11 protein-coding genes are annotated in these 22,194 nt (G+C 70.8%); all 11 read left to right on the forward strand.

The features are described 5' to 3' along the window. Positions 1-10 precede the first annotated feature (10 nt). Positions 11-1,063, forward strand: coding sequence for a GNAT family N-acetyltransferase (locus CRT60_RS03790; protein WP_098735099.1), 1,053 nt, complete (start codon positions 11-13; stop codon positions 1,061-1,063). Positions 1,064-1,168: 105 nt separating this feature from the next. Then, positions 1,169-3,445 carry a TonB-dependent siderophore receptor gene (locus tag CRT60_RS03795; RefSeq protein ID WP_098735100.1) on the forward strand — a complete coding sequence of 759 codons (2,277 nt, stop codon included), beginning with the start codon at positions 1,169-1,171 and terminating at the stop codon, positions 3,443-3,445. A gap of 19 nt (positions 3,446-3,464) precedes the next feature. After that, positions 3,465-4,388, forward strand: coding sequence for an ABC transporter substrate-binding protein (locus CRT60_RS03800; protein ID WP_098735101.1), 924 nt, complete (start codon positions 3,465-3,467; stop codon positions 4,386-4,388). A 4-nt stretch (positions 4,389-4,392) separates the two neighbouring features. Further along, positions 4,393-6,387, forward strand: coding sequence for a Fe(3+)-hydroxamate ABC transporter permease FhuB (gene fhuB, locus CRT60_RS03805; RefSeq protein WP_098735102.1), 1,995 nt, complete (start codon positions 4,393-4,395; stop codon positions 6,385-6,387). Further along, entirely contained in the window at positions 6,387-7,469 is a 1,083-nt protein-coding gene (locus CRT60_RS03810; protein WP_098735103.1) for a siderophore-interacting protein, read from the forward strand. Before fhuB ends, CRT60_RS03810 begins: the two co-directional genes overlap by 1 nt. Continuing rightward, on the forward strand, positions 7,466-8,254 hold the full coding sequence (locus CRT60_RS03815; protein WP_098735104.1) for an ATP-binding cassette domain-containing protein: 789 nt from the start codon (positions 7,466-7,468) through the stop codon (positions 8,252-8,254). Before CRT60_RS03810 ends, CRT60_RS03815 begins: the two co-directional genes overlap by 4 nt. A gap of 164 nt (positions 8,255-8,418) precedes the next feature. After that, on the forward strand, positions 8,419-8,634 hold the full coding sequence (locus CRT60_RS03820) for an MbtH family protein (RefSeq protein WP_098735105.1): 216 nt from the start codon (positions 8,419-8,421) through the stop codon (positions 8,632-8,634). Beyond that, a complete protein-coding gene (locus tag CRT60_RS03825; protein WP_204561644.1) occupies positions 8,631-9,380 on the forward strand; it encodes a thioesterase II family protein in 750 nt (249 codons plus the stop codon). The genes CRT60_RS03820 and CRT60_RS03825 overlap by 4 nt, the downstream gene beginning before the upstream one ends. 15 nt (positions 9,381-9,395) lie before the next feature. Continuing rightward, on the forward strand, positions 9,396-10,382 hold the full coding sequence (locus tag CRT60_RS03830) for a TauD/TfdA family dioxygenase (RefSeq protein WP_098735107.1): 987 nt from the start codon (positions 9,396-9,398) through the stop codon (positions 10,380-10,382). Between the two features lie 130 nt (positions 10,383-10,512). Further along, a complete protein-coding gene (locus CRT60_RS03835; protein WP_161957975.1) occupies positions 10,513-17,298 on the forward strand; it encodes a non-ribosomal peptide synthetase in 6,786 nt (2,261 codons plus the stop codon). Further along, positions 17,295-22,194 (forward strand): non-ribosomal peptide synthetase (locus CRT60_RS03840; RefSeq protein ID WP_143273075.1); only part of this gene is annotated, 4,900 nt, incomplete at its 3' end. The genes CRT60_RS03835 and CRT60_RS03840, both read left to right, overlap by 4 nt.

Consider the following 22,194-nt stretch of genomic DNA (forward strand, 5'->3'; position numbering starts at 1 on the left):
ATCCGCCACCATGACATCATCCCATACCCTGCCTTTGCCCGATGGCCGCCGGCTGACCGCCGAGACCGGGTCCGGCGGTCTGCGCCTGTCCATCGACGGCCGTCCGCTGCTGTCGGCCGCCTGCGAGCCGATCGAGGGCGGCCTCGTCCTTGCGCCCGATCTCGTCGGCGAACGTCCCGCTCCGCTTGCCATGGATGCCGCCTGGGCGGCGGCGTGCTGGCTGTTCACCGGCGACCCGGCCTGCCGCCGTCTTGTCTGGCGTGGCATCGAGCCCGACCCGGCATCGCTGCGATCCGGCCTGCTGCTCGCCGATGGTGAAGGGGACGCCATCAGCCGGCGCGACGCCTTCTGGCAACTGCCCGGCCCCTGGCTGCGCTGTCCGGGCATCACCGGCTATCCGGCCATTGCGCGGGGTGATGGAGTGCATCTCCACCGGCCGCCGAAGCCGGCGGGGGAGTTGTACCGCCGGTTCGATCCGGCGCTCGGCCTCTGGATTTCGCTGCGCAGCCTCGACATCGACGACGATCTGGAGCGCTTCAACCGTTGGCAGAACACCCCCCGGGTCCTCGCCTTCTGGCAGGAGGGCGGCGACTTCCTGCGACACCGCGCCTATCTGGAGGGGCTGGCGGCGGACCCGCATGTCCAGACACTGATCGGCTGCTTCGACGATGAACCCTTCGCCTATTTCGAGGCCTATTGGGCGAAGGAGGACCGCATCGCTCCCTTCTGTGCGCCGGGCGACCATGACCGTGGCATCCATATGCTGGTGGGGGAGGAGCATCACCGCGGGCCGCACAAGGTCCGGTCGTGGCTTTCGGCGCTGGTGCACTGGATGTTCCTGGACGATGCCCGCACCGGCCGCGTGGTGTCGGAGCCGCGGGCCGACAACGCCCGCATGATCGGGCACATGCAGTCCCTGGGGTTCCTGCGCGAACGAGAGTTCGACTTCCCGCACAAGCGTGCCGCGCTGATGGTGCTCGACCGCCGTGACTTCTTCGACCGCTGCCCCGGCCTGTCGGAGCCGTCGACGATGGCCGCCGCGCACGAAAATTCGTACGTATGAAAGATTCTCCTTAATATTCGCCTACCCCCTTCGTCTTAGAGCCGGGAGACGGATTTCGCGAGAGAGCGGAATCCGTCGGATGGAGCTTCAGTTGGGGGAACTGTGATGGAGATTGAGGTTGGCGCGGCCGGATCGGCCGGTCGTCTGGCGACGGGCAGGCACGGGCGTTTGAAATCCTTCCTGCTGGCGACGACGATGGCCGGTCTGGCGCTGCTGGCGAACCAGCCGGCCGGTCTGGCGCAGCAGGCGACGAACGGCGGCCAGTCCGGCCAGGGCAGCGGGCAGGCCACCAGCGGAGAGGCCGCCACGGGCACCGGCATTGTTCTCGACCCGATTTCCGTTCAGGGAGTCGTCGGTGGCACGGAGGGTTATGTCGCCACCCGCAGCGCCGTCGGCACCAAGGTCGAGACGCCGCTGGTCGAAATCCCCCAGACGATCTCCGTCGTGACCCGCAAGGAGCTGGACCAGCGCGCGGTGCAGGATTTCGCGGGTGCGGTCGCATACTCGCCCGGCATCGCCGTGGTCGATTATCCGGGCGGCCCCGGCGCCCCTGATTTCTCGATGCGGGGCTTCCGCGATTTCAACCTGTTCGGCATCTACCGCGACGGCCTGCGTGCCGGCTTCAACAACTACGACACCAATTTCGAGCCCTACGGGCTGGAGCGCGTGGATGTCGTGAAGGGCCCGTCGTCGGTCCTGTTCGGCCAGACCTCGCCCGGCGGCGTGGTGAATCTCACCACCAAGCGGCCGACCGACAAGCCGCTGCACGAGATCGAACTGCAAACCGGCAGCCATGACCGCCGTCAGGCCGCCTTCGATTTTGGCGGGCCGGTGGATGGCGACGGCAAGGTCCTGTACCGCCTGACCGGCCTCGGCCGCCTGTCCGACACCCAGGTCGACCATGCGCCCGACGACCGCTTCTACATCGCGCCGGCCGTAACCTTCAAGCCGACCGACAAGACCAAGATGACCCTGCTCGCCAGCTATCAGAAGCTGAAGATGAGCGGAGCGGAACAGAGCATTCCCCGCGATGCGATGGACCGGATCGGCACCGATCTCTTCTTCGGCATCCCCGGCTATTCCGACTGGAAGGTGCAGAACACGACCGTCGGCTATGAGCTGGAGCATGAGATCAGCCCGAACTGGACCTTCCACCAGAATGCCCGCTACATGCATTCGAAGGTCAACTTCGTCAGCGCCTTCAGCACCGCCTGGCCGGTGGAGCTGGTGAACGGGCGCGATTATCCGGTCGGGGTGCAGGACCGTCCGAAGACGACCGAGACCTACCTGCTCGACAGCAACGTCCAAGGCAAGGTGCAGACCGGTGCTGTGTCGCACACCATCCTGGCCGGCGTCGACTACGGCTATTACATCGGGCGGGAGACGCGGCGCAACTCGCTGAACGAGCTGGTGATCGACGTTCTCAACCCGAGCTATCCGGGGACCGATTTCCTCTATGGAAACCCCTGGGTGGACGGCAAGAGCAACCTGACCCAGATCGGCGCCTACCTCCAGGACCAGCTGCGCTACGACAACTGGATCCTGACCCTCAGCGGCCGCCAGGATTGGGTGGTCGACAAGGAGACGGACAACCTGTCCAGCAGCTCCCAGACCGCGCGCGACCATCATTTCACCGGCCGTGTCGGGCTGGGCTATGTCTTCGACAATGGCATCGCGCCCTATGCCAGCTATGCGACCTCCTTCCAGCCGACCACCGGCACCTACGCGCCGCAGCGCGGCGGCGGCACCTTCAAGCCGACGACCGGCACCCAGTACGAGGTCGGCGTGAAGTACCAGCCGAACGGCTGGAACAGCTTCATCTCGGCGTCGCTCTACCACATCACCCAGCAGAACGTGGTCACCAACGACCCGGTCTACAGCGGCTTCGCGGTGCAGGACGGCGAGATCCGCAGCCGCGGCATCGAGCTGGAAGGCAAGATGGAGTTGACGGAGGAGCTCAGCCTGATCGCCTCCTACGCCTTCGTCGATGCCGAGATTACCAAGGACAATCCGGCCGTCGGTTCCAGCGCCAGCTCGGTCGGGCTGCGTCCGAAGGGGATTCCGCGCCACATGGCCTCGGCCTGGGGCGACTACACCTTCAAGTCCGGTCCGCTCACCGGCCTCGGCTTCGGGGTTGGCGCGCGCTATGTCGGCTCGTCCAAGAATGCCGGCAACACCGAGACCATCCCGGATTACACGCTGGCCGACGCCGCCGTCCGCTACGACCTGGGGGCCCTGCGGTCCGAACTGCAGGGGGCCAGCGTGGCGCTCAACGTCAGCAACCTGACCGACAAGAAGTATTATTCGGCGGGCTTCTACGACAACACGGTGCTGTACGGCAACCGCCGCCAGGTCCTGGCGACGCTGAAGTACAGCTGGTAAGGCGGGACCGTTGTCCCCGATGCCCGATATGACCGGCGCCGTCGACCGGCGCCGGTTCCTCCATGCCGCCGCCGCGCTGCCGCTCGGTCTTCTGGCCGGCGGTGCACGGTCGGCGGAGCCGAGGGCGGACGGCGGGGTTTGCGCGCTCGATTGGACGAGTGCGCAGGCGCTGCTTTCCCTGGGCATCGTTCCGCATGGCTTGCCAGAGATCGACCGCTACCGCCGCTCCGTGATCGAGCCGGCGGTGCCTTCGAGCGTTCCGGACATCGGTGCCAGGGCGGAGCCGAACCTGGAGCTGCTCGACCGGCTGGCGCCGGCACGCTTCGTCACCGATGGCATGCTGTCGGCGGTGCGCGGCCGGCTGGAGCGGATCGCGCCGCTGACCCTCTATCAGTCTTTCGACACGGGATCGGGGGAAGGGCAGGGGACGGAAAATGGGGGGAGCGGCCAACTTGCCTTCGCCGTCGCCTCCCTGCGCCGGTTGGCCGGCGAACTGGGTGTGTCGGAGGCGGCGGAGCTTGCGGTCGCGCGGTTCGAGCGGGCGCTGGACGAGGCGCGGGCGCGCCTGTCCGGCGTGCCCTTGCGCCCTCTCTATGTTCTCAGCGTCCTCGACGGGCGCCGCGTTCTCATCCACGGGCGCAACAGCCTGTATCAGGATCTCCTCGACCGGCTGGGAATCGAGAATGCCTGGACCGGTCCCAGCGGCCCCTACGGCCACGCCACCGTGACCATGGACCGTCTGACCGGCCGTCCCGATGCCGAACTGGTCAACATCGGCAGCGAAGGCCAGCGGGCGCTGGAGGCGCTGGCCGACCTGCCGCTGTTCGCCGGGCTGCCCTTCCTGCGTGAAGGCCGCGTCACCATCCTGCCGCCCATCCTGTTTTATGGCGGCGTCCCGGCGGCGGAGCGTTTCGTCCGCCTGCTCGGCGAAAGGCTTGCCTAACGCCATGGCTGACACCGCGATCCCGACCCCGTCCCGCCGGTTCGGTCCCGCCTGGCCGGTGACCGGCCTGTTCCTGCTGGCCGGGCTGGCATCTTTCCTGGTGCTCGGCCGGCAACTGCCGCCGGAGCTGTGGTGGAGGGCGCTGGTCGATCCCGATCCGGCGCGGCTCGATCAGCTCGCCGCCCATTACGTGCTGTTTCCCCGTTTCGCCGTCGCCCTGATGGTCGGGGCGGCGCTGGGGCTTGCCGGCACCATCCTGCAGCAGGTTCTGCGCAACCCGCTGGCCGAACCCGCCACGCTCGGCATTTCCGCCGGCGCGCACCTGTCGCTCGCCGTCGCCACCCTGTGGCTGCCCGAAGCGCTGGCGCTGGGCCGGGAATGGGTCGCGCTGGCCGGTGCCGGACTGTCGGCGGCGGCGCTGCTGGCGCTGTCCTGGCGCAAGGGGCTGTCGCCGGTCACCGTCGTGCTGGCCGGCCTCGTCCTCAGCCTCTATGCCGGATCGGTCAGCGGCGTGATGGTGCTGTTCAACCACGACCTGCTGATCGGCCTCTTCCTGTGGGGCGCCGGCTTCCTCGACCAGCAGGATTGGGGCATGGCCGCCTTTCTGGCGCCCCGGCTGGCGGTGCTGGCCGTCGCCGCGGCGCTGGTCCTGCGCCCGCTGGTCCTGCTCGGCCTGGGGGAGGGCGGGGCGCGCAGCCTGGGGCTGTCGGTTGTGGGCGCCCGTCTGGCCGGATTGCTGATCGCGGTGATGCTGGCCGCCCTCACCGTCGCCGCCGTCGGCGTGGTCAGTTTCGTCGGGCTGGCCGCCCCGACCATCGTCGGCATGGCCGGCGCCCGCCGGCTGGGGCAGCGGATGCTGTGGGCGCCGCTCTGCGGTGCCGCCCTGCTGTGGGCGACCGACGCCCTGGTGCTGATGGCGCCGGTCACCTACCGCGAATTGCCGACCGGTGCCGTCACGGCTGTCCTGGGCGTGCCGATGCTGCTGTGGCTTCTGCCGCGGCTGCGGACCTCCGCGCCGCCGGTGATGTCCGCCGCCGCCCAGCCGCCGCGCGCCTCCCGGCCCGCCCTGGTGCTTGCCGGCGCTGCCCTGCTGCTGCCCCTGGCCCTGTGGATGGCGGTCGCCTTCGGTCCCGGTCCGGATGGCTGGGGCTGGAGTTCCGGTGGCGATCTTGCCGCGTTGTGGCCCTGGCGGCTGCCGCGGGCGCTGGCGGCGCTGTCCGGCGGGGCCATGCTTGCGGTCGCGGGTGCCATGCTGCAGCGGATGACCGGCAATCCGCTGGCGGCGCCGGAAATCCTCGGCGTGTCCTCCGGCGCGATCCTCGGCGTGATCGTGCTGATGTTCTCGGCGGATGCGCCGGAGCGTGGCGCGCAGATCGCGGCCGGCGGGGCGGGGGCGGTCGCGGTGCTGGCGGCGATGCTGGCGCTCGGCCGCAAGGACGGCTTCTCGCCCGACCGGTTGCTGCTGGCCGGAATCGCCACCAGCTCCATCTCCGGCGTCGTCGTCGCCGTCCTGATGGCAGGGCAGGATCCGCGCCTGCAAACGCTCGTCACCTGGCTGTCCGGTTCGACCTACATGGTGGGGTGGACCGACGGGCTGGCAGCGGTTCTGCTGGCGCTGCTCGCCATCGGCGCCATTCCCTTCGTCGCCCGCTGGCTCGATCTGCTGCCGCTCGGTGGCGGGGTGGCCGCCGCGCTTGGGGTCAGCCCGTCGCTCAGCCGAATCGCGCTGTTCAGCCTTTCGGCCCTGCTGACCGCGGCGGCCACGCTGATCGTCGGTCCGCTGAGCTTCGTCGGGCTGATGGGACCGCATCTGGCCCGCATGCTCGGCCTGCAGCGGGCGGCGGCCCATCTCGCCGGTTCCGCCATGCTCGGCGGCCTGATCATGCTGATAGCCGACTGGCTCGGCCGCAGCGTGATCTTTCCCTATCAGGTGCCGGCCGGGCTGCTCGCCTCGATGATCGGCGGACCCTTCCTTCTCTGGCTGCTGGGACGGCGCTGATGCCCCGCTTCTCCTGCGATACCGCGATTCCTCACGACCGCCCCTCCGCTGCCGCCGGCCGGCTGGTCGCCGCCGCCGAGCCCTATGGCCTGACCTTCACCCGCGAGGGCGAAACCCTGGTGGCGAGCGGCGCGTTCGGGCGGCTGGCTCTGACCGTCGGGGCCGACGCCCTGCATCTGCGGGCGGAGGCGGACGACCGCGGCCTTCTGGAGCGGCTGCGCGCTTCCGTCGGTGAACAGCTGGTCGGTCTGCTGGGGGAGGATGTCGCCATCGTCTGGACCGGCGATGTGGAGACCGGACCGCTCTTCGCCGACTTCCGCGAGATCCGTGTCGCCGCCGTTCGGGACCTGACGCCGCGCCTGCGCCGCGTCACCTTCCGTGGCCGTGACCTCGGCCGCTTCGCCACGGCGGACAACCTGCACGTCCGGCTCTATCTGCCGCCGGCCAGATTGGAGACGCCGTCCTGGCCGCGCCCCGGCCCCGACGGACGGCCGCTCTGGCCCGAGCCGGACCGGCGTCCGGCGGTCCGCTACTACACGCTGCGGCGCATCGATGCCGAGGCGGGCCAACTGGACATCGATTTCGTTCTCCATGCCGACGGTGGACCCGGCACCTCCTTCGCCATGGAGGTACGGCCCGGCGACCTCTGCGGCATGTCCGGTCCCTGCGGGCTCGGCATCCGTCCGGCGCCCTGGTACCTGCTGGCCGGCGACGAAACGGCGCTTCCCGCCATCGCCCGCATCCTGGAGGAACTGCCGGCCGACGCCCACGGCACCGCCCTGATCGAGGTGGAGGATGCGGCGGACGAGCTGCCGCTGCGGGCACCCGCCGGTGTCTCCGTCCACTGGCTGCACCGCCGCGGTGCCGGATCGCCGGGGCGGTTGGTGGAGGCGGTGCGCGCGCTGACATTGCCGTCCGGCCCGGCCGCGCTGTTCGCCTGGGTAGCCTGCGAGTTCGACGATCTCGCCCTCCTGCGCGACCATCTGCGTGGGCGCGGCATCGACCGCGACCGCCTGCTGACCGTCGCCTACTGGCGGCGCATGCCTCCGGACGCACCATCAGACCGCAGGATCTCCGCATGACCTCGTTAGATGCGCCGATGTTCCGGCTGGAAGGGGTGAGCTTCGCCTTGCCCGGTCGCCTCCTGCTCGACCTGCCGTCCTGCGACCTGCTTCCCCGCCGGGTGACCGCACTGATCGGCCACAACGGCTCCGGCAAATCGACCCTGCTGAAGATCCTCGCCCGTCAGCAACACCCCAGCGGGGGGCGGGTGCTGTTCGACGGCCAGCCGCTGGACCGCTGGAAACAGCGGGCGCTCGCGCGCCGGATCGGTTACCTGCCGCAGCACATGCCGCCGGCCTCCGGGCTCTTGGTGCGGGAGCTGGTGGCGCTCGGCCGCTATCCCTGGCATGGCGCTCTCGGCGCCTTCCGGGCGGAGGATGCCCGCAAGGTGGAGGAGGCGCTGGTGCTGACCGACACCGCGCGGTTCGCGGACCGTCTGGTGGACAGCCTGTCGGGCGGCGAGCGGCAGCGGGTTTGGCTGGCCATGCTGATCGCGCAGGATGCCGGGTGCCTGCTGCTGGACGAGCCGATCTCGGCGCTCGACGTCGCCCATCAGGTGGAGGTGCTGGCGCTGGTCCGCCGGCTGTCGCGGGAGCGTGGCATCGGGGTGATCGCGGTGCTGCACGACGTGAACATGGCCGCACGGTTCTGCGACGACATCGTCGCCCTGCACGGCGGGCGGCTGATCGACCGCGGCACGCCGGCCGAGATCATGACCTCCGCCCGGCTGGGCGCCATCTACGGCCTGCCGATGGCGGTGATCCCCCATCCGGAGTCCGGGGAGCCCGTCGGGCTGGTCCGCTGACCGCCGCAGCACCCCTCGCATCTGTTGTTGCGAGGGAATCGCAAAATCCTCCTAACGATTCGCCGCGCTGCTTCGTCCATTAGGGCAGGAGGGCGCCGGGCGCGGACCGCATGAGCGGCCGGACCGGAATGCCGCTCCACTCCCGACAGTGAACGAGGACAGCGATGGCGTTCGACCGCGAGGACATCACCTTCAAGGTGCTGGTCAACCACGAGGAACAATATTCCATCTGGCCGGACTACAAGGCGGTTCCGGCCGGCTGGCGCGAGGCGGGCAAGAGCGGTCCCAAGGCCGACTGCCTCGCCTACGTCGAGCAGGTGTGGACCGACATGCGGCCGCTCAGCCTGCGCCGCCAGATGGACGAAGCCGCCGCGCGATGACGTCCGTGACCGCCCCCGTCCCCGGTCGCGCTGCACCACCGGCGATGCGGCTGTTCTGCCTTCCCTATTCCGGCGCCAGCGCAATGATCTATGCGCGCTGGAAACGCCTCGTGCCCTCCTGGCTGGAGGTGGTGCCGGTCGAATTGCCGGGCCGCGGCCGGCGGATGGACGAACCCCCCAGGACCGACCTGACGGCGCTGGCCGCCGAACTGGCGGACGAGCTGGCTCCGCAAGCGCAGGGCCCCTTCGCCCTGTTCGGACACAGCCTGGGCGGTCTCCTCGCCTTCGAACTGGCGCATGCCCTGCGCGGGCGGGGGCGGGGGCAGCCGCGGGCGCTGTTCGCGTCGGCCGCCGCCGCTCCCAGCCGGCGCGAGGACGGGCGTTGGGCCGAGCCGCTGGACGATGACGGGCTGATCGCCGAGATGCGCCGCCTCAGCGGCACGGCCGAGGAGGTTTTCGGCAATCGCGACCTGCTGGAGATGGCCCTTCCGGTCCTGCGCGCCGACTTCCTGCTGTGCGGCCGTTACGCCTACCGTCCCCGGCCGCCGCTGGACTGCCCGATCCGGGTGTTCGGCGGCACGCAGGACGACATCGCCGCCGACCGGCTGCGGGCGTGGTCGGTGGAGACGCGGGGGGGCTTCACCCTGGAGATGTTCGACGGCGACCATTTCTTCCTGCGCGCCCACGAGCGTCCGCTCCTCGACCGGCTGGCGGAAGGCTTGGGCGGGATCGCCGCGACCGCCTGAATTCATGAGGGTCCCATGGCCGAGCCTAGTTTCACGATCGAAGATTTTTCCCATGCGCGTGGCGGCCTGCCGCTGCTGGTGCGGGCGCGCGATCCGCAGGTGGATCTGCTCGACGCCTTCGCCGACGTGGAGCCGCTGGTGCACGACTGGCTGCCGCGCTGTGCCGGCATCCTCTTCCGCGGCTTCGCGCTGGGTCCGGCCGCGGATTCGGTAGAGCGCTTCCGCGCCTTCGCCGCCGCCTTCGGCCATCCGCTTCTGAGCTACGAGTTCGGCTCGACCCCGCGGACCAACGTGACGTCGGGCGTCTACACCTCCACCGAATATCCGGCCGACCAGCACATTCCCCTGCACAACGAGCAGGCCTACACCCGCGACTGGCCGATGCGCATCTGGTTCTGCTGCGTCCAGGCGGCGCCGGTCGGCGGCGAGACACCGATCGCCGACAGCCGGGCGATCCACCGCCGGATTCCCGCCGACATCCGCGAGCGGTTCGAACGGCGTGGCCTGATGTATGTCCGCAACTACGGCAACGGGCTGGACGTGCCGTGGCAGAAGGTCTTCAACACGGAGGACCGCGCGACGGTGGAGGCTTATTGCCGCGATCACCGCATCCTCTGCGACTGGAAGGACGATGGCGAACTGCGCACGCGCCAGATCTGTCAGGCGACCGCCCGCCATCCGGTGACCGGGGAGCCGGTGTGGTTCAACCAGGCCCACCTCTTCCACGTCTCCAACCTGCCGGAGGAGGTGCGGACGGCACTGCTCGACATCCTCGACGAGGAGGATTTGCCGCGCAACGTCTACCACGCCGACGGCGGCCCCATCGATCCGGCCGACCTTGCCGCCATCCGCGCGGTCCTGGCCGACGAGACGGTGCTGTTCCCGTGGGAGACCGGGGACGTGATGATGCTCGACAACATGCTGGCCGCCCATGCCCGCACGCCCTTCAGCGGGCCGCGCAAGGTCGTGGTTGCCATGGCCGAACCCCATTCCGCCGATTAGCGGCATCGCCGGCAGGGGCGGGACCGGTGTTCCGGGACCGATGTTTCGCCCGGCCGGCAATCACAGCCATCGACCGTTCCGCCCCATGGCCTGGCCGGGGGCGTGCCCTTCTGCCTGCACAGGTGATCCCATGGACAACCGTTCCGATGCCGCCCCCCTTTCGACGGTCTCTGCCGTGCGCAAGCCCGCAGGGGCGCCGGTCGAGACGTCGGTCGAGACGCTGGTCGGCACACTGGTCGGGCGGGCCGCAGAGACGCCCGGCGGCATCGCCCTGCGCTTCATCGCCGAGGGGACGGACGATCCGCTCAGCTATGCGGACCTCGACCGGCGGGCCAGGGCCATCGCCGTCCGCCTGCGCGCGCGGGCCGGGCTGGGCGACCGCGCCGTTCTGCTGCTGCCGAGCGGCCCGGACTATGTCGCGGCCTTCTTCGGCTGCCTCTATGCCGGGGTGATCGCCGTGCCGGCCTACCCGCCGGAATCGGTGAGGCCGCAGCATCTGGCCCGGCTCCAGGGCATCCTTGCCGATGCGCAGCCGCGCTTCATCCTGACGGATTCGGCCCTTTACGACACGTTGCTGGAGGCTTGCCGGGCCATGACGGGCGGTGAGCGGATGCCCGAACTGCTGGCCGTGGACAGGGTGGACGGCGGGCTTGCCGGCGACTGGTCGATGCCGCCGCTGTCCGGCGACGATATCGCCTTCCTGCAATACACCTCCGGCTCGACCTCCGCGCCCAAGGGGGTGCGGGTCAGCCACGGCAACCTGATCGCCAACGAGCGGCTGATCCGCGGCGGTTTCGGCATCGGGCCCGACGACTGCATCGTCAGCTGGCTGCCGCTGTTCCATGACATGGGCCTGATCGGCGGTCTGCTGCAACCGATCCACGCCGGCATTCCCTGCGTCCTGATGTCGCCGCGCTATTTCCTGGAACGGCCGCGGCGCTGGCTGGAAGCGATCGGCCGCTATGGCGGCACCATCAGCGGCGGGCCGGATTTCGCCTTCCGCCTGTGCTGCGAGCGCATCGCCGATACGGCACTGGAAGGGCTGGACCTGCGGTCCTGGCGCCTTGCCTTCTCCGGTTCCGAACCGATCCGTCCCGACACGCTGGCCCGTTTCGCCGAGCGCTTCGCCCCGGTGGGTTTCGACCGCCGGTCCTACTTCGCCTGTTACGGGCTGGCCGAGGCGACGCTGTTCGTCACCGGCGGCCGGCGCGGGCAGGGCATCATCCTGGCGCCGTTCGATGGGCCGGAACTGGCCGCCAACCGGGCCTTGCCCCCGGGTGAGGCCGCGTCGGCGACCGTGCTGGCCGGCTGCGGCCACGTGCAGCCCGATCATCCCGTGCGGCTGGTCGATCCGGCCAGCGGCTCGGAGGTCGGCGAGGGGACGGTCGGCGAGATCTGGGCCGGCGGACCCAGCATCGCCGACGGCTATTGGCGCAACGCGGAGGCGACGGCCCGCAGCTTCGTCGAGCGCGACGGCACGTTCTGGCTGCGCACCGGCGACCTGGGTTTCCTGAAGGATGGCGAGCTGTTCGTAACCGGCCGGCTCAAGGACATGCTGATCGTGCGCGGCCAGAACGTCTATCCGCAGGATCTGGAGCGCAGCGTCGAGGAGGAGGTGGAGGTCGTCCGCAAGGGGCGGGTTGCCGCCTTTGCCGTCGAACAGGATGGCCGTGAGGGGATCGGCATCGCCGCCGAGATCGGCCGGACGGTGCTGAAGCTGGTGACGCCGGAAGCGCTGTGCGGCGCCATCGCCGCCGCGGTGGCCGATGCCTGCCAGGAGGCGCCGGTGCTGGTCGCCCTGCTGGAGCCGGGCGCCCTGCCCAAGACGTCCAGCGGCAAGCTGCAGCGCTCCGCCTGCCGGTCCCTGCTCGACGCCGGTGAACTGCCGGCTTTCCTCGTCCAGCGCCGGGGAGACGCCGTTGCGGCGACGGACACCCCGGTCAATCTGCGGGCCGCCCGCAGCCTGACCGGACGGGAGAGCGAAGTCGCCACGGTCTGGTCGGAGGTTCTGGGAACCGCCGTCACCGATGCCGGTGCCCATTTCTTCGCGCTGGGCGGCAATTCGGTGTCGGTGGTGCAGGTGGTCGCCCGGCTGCGCGAACGGTGCGGACTGGCGGCCGAGGTCGCCGACCTGTTCCGTCATCCCACCCTGTCGGACTTCGCCGCCCGGCTGTCCGAGGCGGGGCCCGCGACGATCCGGGCGAGGGCTCCCCAGAGAGGCGGGGAGGAGCGCATCGCCGAACCGTCGGCGGCCCAGGCCCGCATGTGGTTCAACTGGAAGCTCGACCCGCGGGATTGCGGCTACACCATTTCCGGGCGGATCCAATTGCGCGGGCCGCTGCGCCGCGATGCCGTCCAGGCGGCGGTGGACCTGCTGGTCGGGCGCCACGAGAGTCTCCGCACCGTCTTCCGCGAGGAGGCCGGCCGCCCGGTGCAGGTGGTCCGCCCCGCCGGGACTTTGCCCGTCGCCGTCCGTCTCGCCGATCTCTCCGGCGACGCCGGCCGGGACTGTGCGTTGCGCCGCCTGCTGGAGGAGGAGGTCCGCACCCCCTTCGATCTGGTGGAAGGCCCGCTGATGCGGGTGCAATTGATCGCCTGTGCCGACGACGATCATCATCTGCAGGTCAGCCTGCATCACGCCATCGCCGACGGCTGGTCGATGACTGTCCTGCTCGACGAGTTCGGCGAGGCCTATGCCGCCTGCTGTGGCGGCAGGGCGCCCGAGCTGCCGGCGCTGACCGTCCAGTATGCCGACGTCGCCCAATGGCAGCGCGACCTGCTGGAAGCGGGGGAGGGCGCTCGCCAGCTTGCCTATTGGGCTGGCCGGCTGGGCGACCGCCATCCAGTGCTGGACCTGCCCGCCGACCGCCCGCGGTCCGCCGGTGGCAGCCAGCGCGGGGCGGCCGTCCAGTGCGCCATCGACGACGGGCTCGCCACGGCCTTGCGTGGGCTGGCGCGGCGGATGGGGGTGACGCTGCCGACCCTGCTGCTCGCCAGCTACACGGCTCTGCTGCACCGCTATTCCGGCCAGGACGACATCCGCGTCGGCTGCACGCTGGCCAACAGGCGCAGCGTGGACAGCGAAAGGCTGATCGGCTTCTTCGTCAACATGGCGGTGCTGTGCGCCGACCTGTCGGACGATCCGGCCTTCGACGCGCTGCTTCGCCGGGTCGGCGAGGCGGCACTCGACGCCCAGGCCAACCAGGATCTGCCCTTCGACCGGCTGGTCGAGGAACTGCAACCCCAGCGTGATCTTGCCCATCATCCGCTGTTCCAGGCCGCCTACGACCATCAGTGGCAGCGGCTGGACGGCCTCGACCGTTTGCCGGGTCTGCGGGTGGAGGCCGTCGAGCATCTCCAGCTCGCGACGCAGTTCGACCTGATCCTGCACACCACCGAGCGGGCCGGTCCGGGCGGAAGCGGTCCTCTCGGCGCCTTCTTCACCTACAGTCTCGACCTGTTCGAGCCGGAGAGCGTCGAGCGGATGGCGCGGCACTGGCTGACCCTGCTTCGCGGCATCGTCGCCGATCCGGCGCTGCCGGTCACCCGTCTGCCGCTGATGGACGAGGCGGAGACGGCGGCGCTGGTCGCCGGCTGGAACGATCCCGCCCGCAACCTCGCTCATCCGCCGGCACCGCTTCCGGCCGACGCCCCCGGCCTTCATGCCCGCATCGCGGCCCAAGCGCGCCGGCACCCCGATGCCCCGGCCGTGACCTGCGATGGCCGGACCCTGAGCTATGGCGAACTCGACCGCCGCAGCGACCGGCTGGCGTGGCGGCTGCGCTCGCTCGGCGTCGGGCCGGACCGGCTGGTCGGGCTGGCGGCCGACCGTTCCTTCGAGCTGATCGTCGGCTTGCTCGGCATCCTGAAGGCGGGCGGCGGCTATCTGCCGCTCGACCCCTCCTATCCCGCCGACCGTCTGCTCTACATGCAGGCCGACAGCGGCATCGGGCTGGTCGTCACCCAGACCCATCTGCGCGATGCGCTGCCGCTTGCCGACGGCGTGCGGGCGATCTGCGTCGGCGAGGAGCCCGACGCGCCGGAGGGGCCGCCGCCCGACCTGGGCCGGGCCGGATCGCTGGCCTACTGCATCTACACCTCGGGATCGACCGGCCAGCCGAAGGGCGTGGCGATCACCCACGCCAATGTGCTGCGGCTGTTCGAATCCTGCCCGCCAGACCTCCGCTCCGACGGGGGCGATGTCTGGGCGCTGTTCCACTCCTATGCCTTCGACTTCTCGGTCTGGGAAATCTTCGGCGCCCTGCTGCATGGCGGGCGGCTGGTGGTGGTGCCCTACTACACCAGCCGGTCGCCGGCCGACTGCTTCGCCCTGCTGCGGGACGAGGGAGTGACCGTCCTCAACCAGACGCCCTCCGCCTTCCGGCAGCTGGTGCCGGTGGCGCTGGGTTCGCCGCGCGATGCCCTGTCGCTCCGGCTGGTCGTGTTCGGTGGCGAAGCGCTGGAGATGGAGAGCCTGCGCGGCTGGTTCGAGCATTTCGGCGACAGCCGTCCGCGGCTGGTCAACATGTACGGCATCACCGAGACCACCGTCCATGTCACCCACCGCCTGCTGACCATGGCCGACCTGCCGAAGTCCGGGCAGGCAACGGACCAGCCGGAGGCCGGCGCCCCGGTCGGCATGCCGCTCGGCGACCTGCGCTGGTACTTCCTCGACCGGCATCTCCAGCCGGTCCCGCCCGGCGTGGCGGGTGAGATCCATGTCGGCGGAGCCGGGCTGGCGCGGGCCTACCTGAACCGTCCCGCCCTGACCGCCGGGCGCTTCGTCGCCGATCCCTTCGGCGGATCCCATGGCGATCCAGGGGGTGGCGATCCGGGTGGGCGCCTGTACCGCAGCGGCGATCTCGCGCGCTATTGGCCGGATGGCCGGGTCGAGTATCTTGGCCGCGCCGACCAGCAGATCAAGCTGCGTGGCTTCCGCATCGAGCCGGGCGAGATCGAGGCGGCGGTCCGCCGCCAGCCCGGCGTCGCCGATGCCGCCGTGCTGCTGCGCGGCGACGCCGGCGACCGCCGGCTCGTCGCCTATGCCGTCGCCGACGAGGAGGCGTTGCGCGTCCGGCCCGAAGAGCAGCGGGGCGATCTTGTCGGGCAGTGGAACACGGTGTTCGACGGCACCTATTCCCGCGCCGAAGCGGCGACGGGGCCGAGCTTCACCGGCTGGAACGACAGCTACGACGACCGGGCGATCCCCGAGCCGCAGATGCGGGAGTGGCTGGATGCCACCGTCGCGCGCATCCTGGCCTTGAAGCCGGAACGGCTGCTTGAGATCGGCTGCGGCGTCGGTCTGCTGACCCAGGCGGTGGCGCCACGCTGCGCCGTCTATCACGGGACCGACTTTTCGGCACAGGCCATCGCCGATCTCGGCGCCTGGGCGGCCGGGAAGCCGGAACTGGCTCATATCCGGCTCAGCCGGCGCGAGGCCACCGATTTCGGCGGGATGGGTGAGGGCGGGATGGGCGAAGGTGGAGTGGAGGAGGGCGGCTACGACACCGTCGTCATCAACTCCGTCGCCCAGTATTTCCCCGACGGCGACTATCTGCTGCGCGTTCTGGAGGGTGCGGTGCGGGCCCTGCGGCCGGGCGGGCGCATCTTCCTGGGTGATCTGCGGCCGCTGCATCTCCAGCCGCTGTTCCATGCGTCGGTGGCGCTCCGGCGGGCGGAGGCGCAGGCGAGCCCCGCCCAGCTGCGCGCCCGCGTTGCCCGCGCCATGGCCGAGGATGGCGAACTGCTGTTCGCGCCCGGCTTCTTCCAGGCGCTGCACGGCCGGATTCCGGAGATCGGCCGCATCGACCTCGATCTGCGTTGCGGCCGGGCCGACAATGAGCTGACCCGCTACCGCTTCGACGCGGTCCTGCATGTCGGTGCGGAGGATCTGCGTCCGGCCGGCGGCTGGCGTGAGGCTGGGGAGGATTTGGCCCGCCTCGACCGCCTGCTGGCGGAGGAGCGGCCCGCCGGCCTGCGGATCGCCGGGATCGCCAACCGCCGGCTTGCCCGCGACCTTGCCGCCTGGACGGCGATGTCCGGCGCCTCCTCGCCCGCGGCGGGTGCATTGCGGGAGCGGATCGACCGGCTGGACCCCGTTGGTGCCGATCCCGACGCCTACCGGGCGCTCGCCGAGGCGCACGGCTACCGCGCCCGCGTCGGCTGGAATGTCGGTCCGGGCGGTGCCGGCGATGCGGAAGGCCGCTTCGACGTGGAGATCTTCGATCCGGCCCGGCTGGAGCGCCACCCCATCGGGCCGGAACCGGTGGATCCCGATGGCTGGCGCACCCGGTGCAGCGACCCGCTGCTCGCCCGGCAGCGGCGCCAGTTCGCGCCGCATCTGCTGTCGGCCCTGCGCGGCAGCCTGCCGGCACATATGGTGCCTTCCCAGATGCTGCGCGTCGACCGGCTGCCGCTGACCGTCAACGGCAAGCTGGACCGCGACCGGCTGGCCGACCACGACCAGCCCATGCAGGTGACCGCCGCTGCCCATGTCCCGCCGGAAAGCCCGGTGGAGCAGGCGTTGGCTGCCATCTGGGCCGAGGTGCTGGGTGTCACCCGCGTCGGCCTGGACGACGACTTCTTCGAACTGGGGGGCCATTCGCTGCTGGCGACCCAGGTGGCCTCGCGCATCGCGGCCGATCTGGGGGTGACGCTGGATATCCGCACCCTGTTCGAGGCGACGGGCCTGCGCAGCCTCGCCCGGCGGGTGGAGGAGCGGCGCGCCGCCACCGAGCCCGCTGCCGCATCCGCCATCGAAGACGAACTGGCCGCCGCGCTGAAGGCCATCGAAGGCCTGTCGGAGGCCGAACTGAACGCGCTCGCGGATACCGCCCAGACCGGTGGTGCCCAGACCGGTGGTGCCCAGACCGGCGGCGCCAGAACAGACAGTGCAAACACGGGGATCGCCCGATGACCAGCAGCCCGTTCACTCCCTCCCTGCCGTCCTCGCTCGACGGTCTGTCGCGCAGCCAGCGCCGGGCGCTCGCCGCCGTCCTGGCTGCCAAGGGCATCGACATCCATGCCCGGTTCCCGATCCCCCGCGCTGACCGTTCGCAGCCGCTGCCGCTCTCCTATGCGCAGCAGCGTCTGTGGTTCCTCTGGCGGATGGATCCCGGCGGGGCGGCCTACAACATTCCCGGCGCCATCCGGGTGACCGGCCCGCTCGACCCCGCCCTGCTGGAGGCGGCCTTCGCCCATTTGACCGACCGGCACGAGGCGCTGCGCACCAGTTTCGCCGAGCGCGACGGCCAGCCCGTCCAGATCATCCACCCCCGGCTGGCGCCGGCGCTCGCCAGCATCGACCTTTCGGCGCTTGGCCCCGCCGAACGCGAGGCCCGCGCGCAGGATCTGGCGCGCGCGGACGCTCTGGCACCCTTCGATCTCGGCAACGGTCCGCTGATGCGGCTGACGCTGGTACGGCTGGCGGCGGAGGAGCATCTGCTGCTGGTCACCCTGCACCACATCGTCGCCGACGGCTGGTCGGTGGAGCGCTTCCTGGCGGAATTCGCCCGCAGCTACGACGCTCTGCGGGCCGGTCGCCAGCCGGACCTGCCGGCGCTGCCGATCCAGTACGCCGATTACGCCCAGTGGCAGCGCGACTGGCTGGAGGCCGGGGAGCGCGACCGGCAGCTCGCCTACTGGTGCGACCGGCTCGGCGCCGATCACCCGGTGCTGCGGCTGCCGCTCGACCGGCCCCGGCCGGCGGTGTTGGGCGCCCATGGCGGCACGGTGGCCTTCCGGCTCGGCGGGCAGCGCAGCCGCGACCTGAAGGCGCTGGCCCAGAGCCGCGGCGTCACGCCCTTCGTGCTTCTCCTGGCCGCCTTCAAGCTGCTGTTGATGAAGCACAGCGGCGAGACCGACCTGCGGGTCGGCGTGCCCTTCGCCAACCGCAATCGCATCGAGACGGAAGGGGTGGTCGGCTTCTTCGTCAACACCCTGGTCCTGCGCAGCAGGCTGGACAGCCGCGAGAGCTTCGGCACCCTGCTGGGCCGGCTGCGCGACACCGCGCTGGAGGCCCAGGCCCACCAGGATCTTCCCTTCGAACAGCTGGTCGAGGCGCTCCAGCCCGAACGCAGCCTGAGCCACAACCCGCTGTTCCAGGTGAAGTTCAACTACGGCTTCGACACCTCCACCCTGCCGGCTCCGGAGGGGCTGCGGCTGGCGCCCGAGCCGAACGAGTTCCTGGGCGCCCATTTCGACCTGGCACTGGACGTCGCCGACGCTCCGGATGAGTTGCACGGCTCGATGACCTATGCCCGCGACCTGTTCGATGCCGCCAGCGTCGAGGGGCTGGTCGCCGACTATTGCGGTCTGCTGGACGCCGTCCTGCGCCAGCCCGACGCCCCGCTCTGGCGCCTGCGTCCTTCGGGTTCGATACCGGCCGGCGAAAGCGGCGGCTGGCGCGATCCGGCGCCGGGCGTTCTGGAGCTGTGGAACGCTCGTGTCGAAGCCGATCCGGAGGCTGTCGCGGTGTGCGGCGGCGAACGAACGCTCACCGTCCGTGCGCTGGACGGGTTGGCGAACCGGCTGGCGAATGCCCTTCGCGAAGCCGGGATCGGGCCCGGCGACCGGGTCCTGCTGTGCTTCGAGCGATCCTGCGGCCTGATCGCGGCGCTGCTCGGCGTCATGAAGGCCGGCGCCGCCTATGTGCCGCTCGATCCGTCCCAGCCGGCGGAGCGGTTGCGCCGCCTCGCCCTTTCGAGTGGCGCCCGCTGTACCGTGGCGGCGGGCGCGACGCTGGCCGCAGCCGGGGCCAGCGGGTTGTCCTGCCTCGACCTCGACGGTCCGCATGTGGCGTCCCAGCCGGCCAGCTTCGATGGTCCGATCCCGGCCGGGGCGCTTCCGGCCTATGTCATCTACACCTCCGGCTCCACCGGCGAACCCAAGGGCGTCGTCGTCAGCCATGGCGCGCTCGGCAGCTATCTGCGCGGCGTTCTGGAGCGGTTGGCGGTGCCGAAGGGCACTTCGATGGCGATGGTCTCGACCGTTGCCGCCGACCTCGGGCATACGGTGCTGTTCGGCGCGCTCTGCCATGGCGGCGCCCTGCATCTGGCCGACGATGCCACCGCGCGCGATCCCGACCGCTTCACCGCCTGGATGGCGGGCTGCGGCGCCGGGGTGCTGAAGATCGTGCCGAGCCATTTGCGCGGCCTGCTTCATGCCGCCCGCGCCGCCGATGTGCTGCCGCGGGACCTGCTGGTCCTGGGCGGCGAGGCCTGCGACGGCGGGCTGGTGGAGCGGCTGCGGCGGCTGCGGCCGGGTCTGCGCGTGCTCAACCATTATGGTCCGACCGAGACGACGGTCGGCGTTCTCACCCATGAGGTTCCTGCCGCCCCTGAGGGTTCGCCCGGGGTCCCCGCCGTCATTCCGCTCGGCTCCCCCCTGGCCAACGTGCGGGCCTGCGTGCTCGACCCGGATCTCGAGCCGGCGCTCGCCGGTGCCGTCGGCGAGCTTTACGTCGGTGGCGACAGCCTGGCCGACGGCTATCTCGGCCAGCCGGCGTTGACGGCGGCCCGCTTTGTTCCCGATCCGCAGCCGCGCCGGCCGGGCGACCGGCTCTACCGCACCGGCGACCGGGTCCGTCTGCGCCGGGACGGGGTGCTGGAGTTCGTCGGTCGCCTCGACGATCAGGTGAAGATCCGCGGCCATCGCGTCGAGCCGGGAGAGGTCGCCCGCGTCCTCAAATCCCTGCCCGGACTGGCGGATGTGCTGGTGATCGCCGGCACGGCCGTTCATGGTCCGGCGGCCGGGCAGCTGATCGCCTACTGCGTGCCGTCCGCCGGCGAGCCCGATATCGCGGCCCTGCGCGAGGCCGCCGCCGGCCTGCTGCCGGATCATATGGTTCCGGCTCATTGGCTGGTGCTGGACCGGCTGCCGCTGACCGCCAACGGCAAGCCGGACCGCAAGGCGCTGCCGGTGCCGTCCGCCGCCGAACCGGCATCCCAGACGGCGATGACGGAGACGGAGCAACGGCTCGCCCAAATCTGGGCCGAGGTCCTGAAGCGCGAGACGGTGGATGCCGGCGCCAGCTTCTTCGCCATGGGCGGGGATTCGATCCTCAGCCTCCAACTGATCGCCCGCGCCCGCAAGCAGGGGCTGAAATTCACCCCGAAGCAGTTGTTCGAGGCGCAGAGCATCCGCGCGCTCGCCGCTCTGCTGGATGCCCGGCTGCAAGGAAACGCTCCGGTCCTGTCGCCGGTCCCGGCATCGGCGGCGAAGCGACAGGCCGGACCGGAGGAGGCGGCGATTCCCGCGGTGCCGCGCGGCGAGAGCCTGCCCTTGTCCTCCACCCAGCGCCGCCTGTGGTTCCTGTGGCGCCTCGATCCCGCCAGCACGGCCTATACCATCGCCACGGCGCTCCGCTTGCGCGGCCGGCTCGATTCCGAAAGCCTGCGGCGGGCCTTCGCGCTGGTGTCCGGGCGGCACGAAACCCTGCGCACCCGCTTCGTCGAGCGGGGCGGCGAACCCCGGCAGGTCATCGACGCCGATGCCGTCGTCGATTGGACGGTCGAGACGCTGGAGCATGCCGGTCTGCTGGATGGCCGGTTGCGCGACGAGGCCGCCCGCCCCTTCGACCTGGAACGGGGGCCGCTGCTGCGCCTTCGCCTGTTCCGTCTGCCGGACGGGCCCGGCGGGAGCGAGCACGCGCTTTCCCTGGCGATGCACCACATCATCTCCGACGGCTGGTCGATGAACGTCCTGGTGGACGAGATCGCCCATGTCTATGCGCTGTTGTCGGCCGGTCTGCCGGCTGCACTGCCGCCGCTGCCGCTCCAGTATGCGGACTATGCCGCATGGCAGGAGCGATGGATGGAGTCGGCCGAGGCGCGTCGGCAGCTCGACCATTGGAAGGGGCGCCTGGGGGGCGAGCAGCCGGCGCTCGACCTGCCGGCCGACCGTCCGCGCCCGCCGATGCAGAGCCATCGCGGTGCGGCGGTGGAGTTCGAGCTGGACGCATCGCTGGTCGCCGGGCTGGCTGCCGTCGGGCGGGAGCAGGGGGCCAGCCTGTTCATGGTCCTGCTCGCCGCCTTCGCCGCCCTGCTGCACCGGCACAGCGGTCAGCGGGACCTGCGCATCGGCGTGCCGACCGCCAACCGCGGCCGGGTCGAGCTGGAGGGGTTGATCGGTTTCTTCGCCAACACCCAGGTCCTGCGCATCGAACCCGATGGGCGTCTGCCCTTCGACCGCTTCCTGGCGCGGGTGCGTGACGAGGTTCTGGCCGCCCAGGGCAACCAGGAACTGCCTTTCGACGCCCTGGTGGAGGCCTTGCAGCCCGACCGCAGCCTCGACCGCAACCCGCTGTTCCAGGTGATGGCCAGCCACAGCCGTCCGCGCTCCGACGCGCTGCGCCGCCTGCCCGGCCTGGACATCGCCGAGCATCCGCGGCTGCACCACGCTGCCCAGTTCGACCTGTCGCTGCACAGCGAGGAGCAGGCTGACGGCTCGTTGCGCGCCACCCTGATCTACGCCACCGACCTGTTCGACGAGGACAAGGTCCAGCGCTTCCGCAGCCATTTGGACCGTATCCTCCACGGGGTGGCGCAGGCGCCCACGGTCACGCTCGGCTATCTGCCGATCCTCGACGCCGCGGACTGGCCGGAGGTGCTGCCCAGCCCCAGCCATCCGGCCGGTCCACTGGTGCCGGAGCTTATCTCGGAGCAGGCCGGTCTGTATGGCGGGTGTCCTGCGGTGAGCTTCGGCGGGCGGTCGCTGAGCTATGCCGAGCTGGAGGCGCAGGCGAACCGGCTGGCCCACCGGTTGCGGGCGTTGGGCGTCGGCCCGGAGGTGACGGTCGGCGTCGCCGCCGAGC

The sequence above is a fragment of the Azospirillum palustre genome, assembly GCF_002573965.1.
GTDB classification, from domain to species: domain Bacteria; phylum Pseudomonadota; class Alphaproteobacteria; order Azospirillales; family Azospirillaceae; genus Azospirillum; species Azospirillum palustre.

Bases quoted from the DNA above. Each gene is read 5' to 3' on its own strand.
- fhuB (WP_098735102.1), top strand. From the start codon at position 4,393: ATGGCTGACACCGCGATCCCGACCCCGTCCCGCCGGTTCGGTCCCGCC.
- CRT60_RS03820 (WP_098735105.1), top strand. From the start codon at position 8,419: ATGGCGTTCGACCGCGAGGACATCACCTTCAAGGTGCTGGTCAACCAC.
- CRT60_RS03810 (WP_098735103.1), top strand. From the start codon at position 6,387: ATGCCCCGCTTCTCCTGCGATACCGCGATTCCTCACGACCGCCCCTCC.
- CRT60_RS03830 (WP_098735107.1), top strand. From the start codon at position 9,396: ATGGCCGAGCCTAGTTTCACGATCGAAGATTTTTCCCATGCGCGTGGC.
- CRT60_RS03825 (WP_204561644.1), top strand. From the start codon at position 8,631: ATGACGTCCGTGACCGCCCCCGTCCCCGGTCGCGCTGCACCACCGGCG.
- CRT60_RS03835 (WP_161957975.1), top strand. From the start codon at position 10,513: ATGGACAACCGTTCCGATGCCGCCCCCCTTTCGACGGTCTCTGCCGTG.
- CRT60_RS03795 (WP_098735100.1), top strand. From the start codon at position 1,169: ATGGAGATTGAGGTTGGCGCGGCCGGATCGGCCGGTCGTCTGGCGACG.
- CRT60_RS03800 (WP_098735101.1), top strand. From the start codon at position 3,465: ATGCCCGATATGACCGGCGCCGTCGACCGGCGCCGGTTCCTCCATGCC.
- CRT60_RS03815 (WP_098735104.1), top strand. From the start codon at position 7,466: ATGACCTCGTTAGATGCGCCGATGTTCCGGCTGGAAGGGGTGAGCTTC.
- CRT60_RS03790 (WP_098735099.1), top strand. From the start codon at position 11: ATGACATCATCCCATACCCTGCCTTTGCCCGATGGCCGCCGGCTGACC.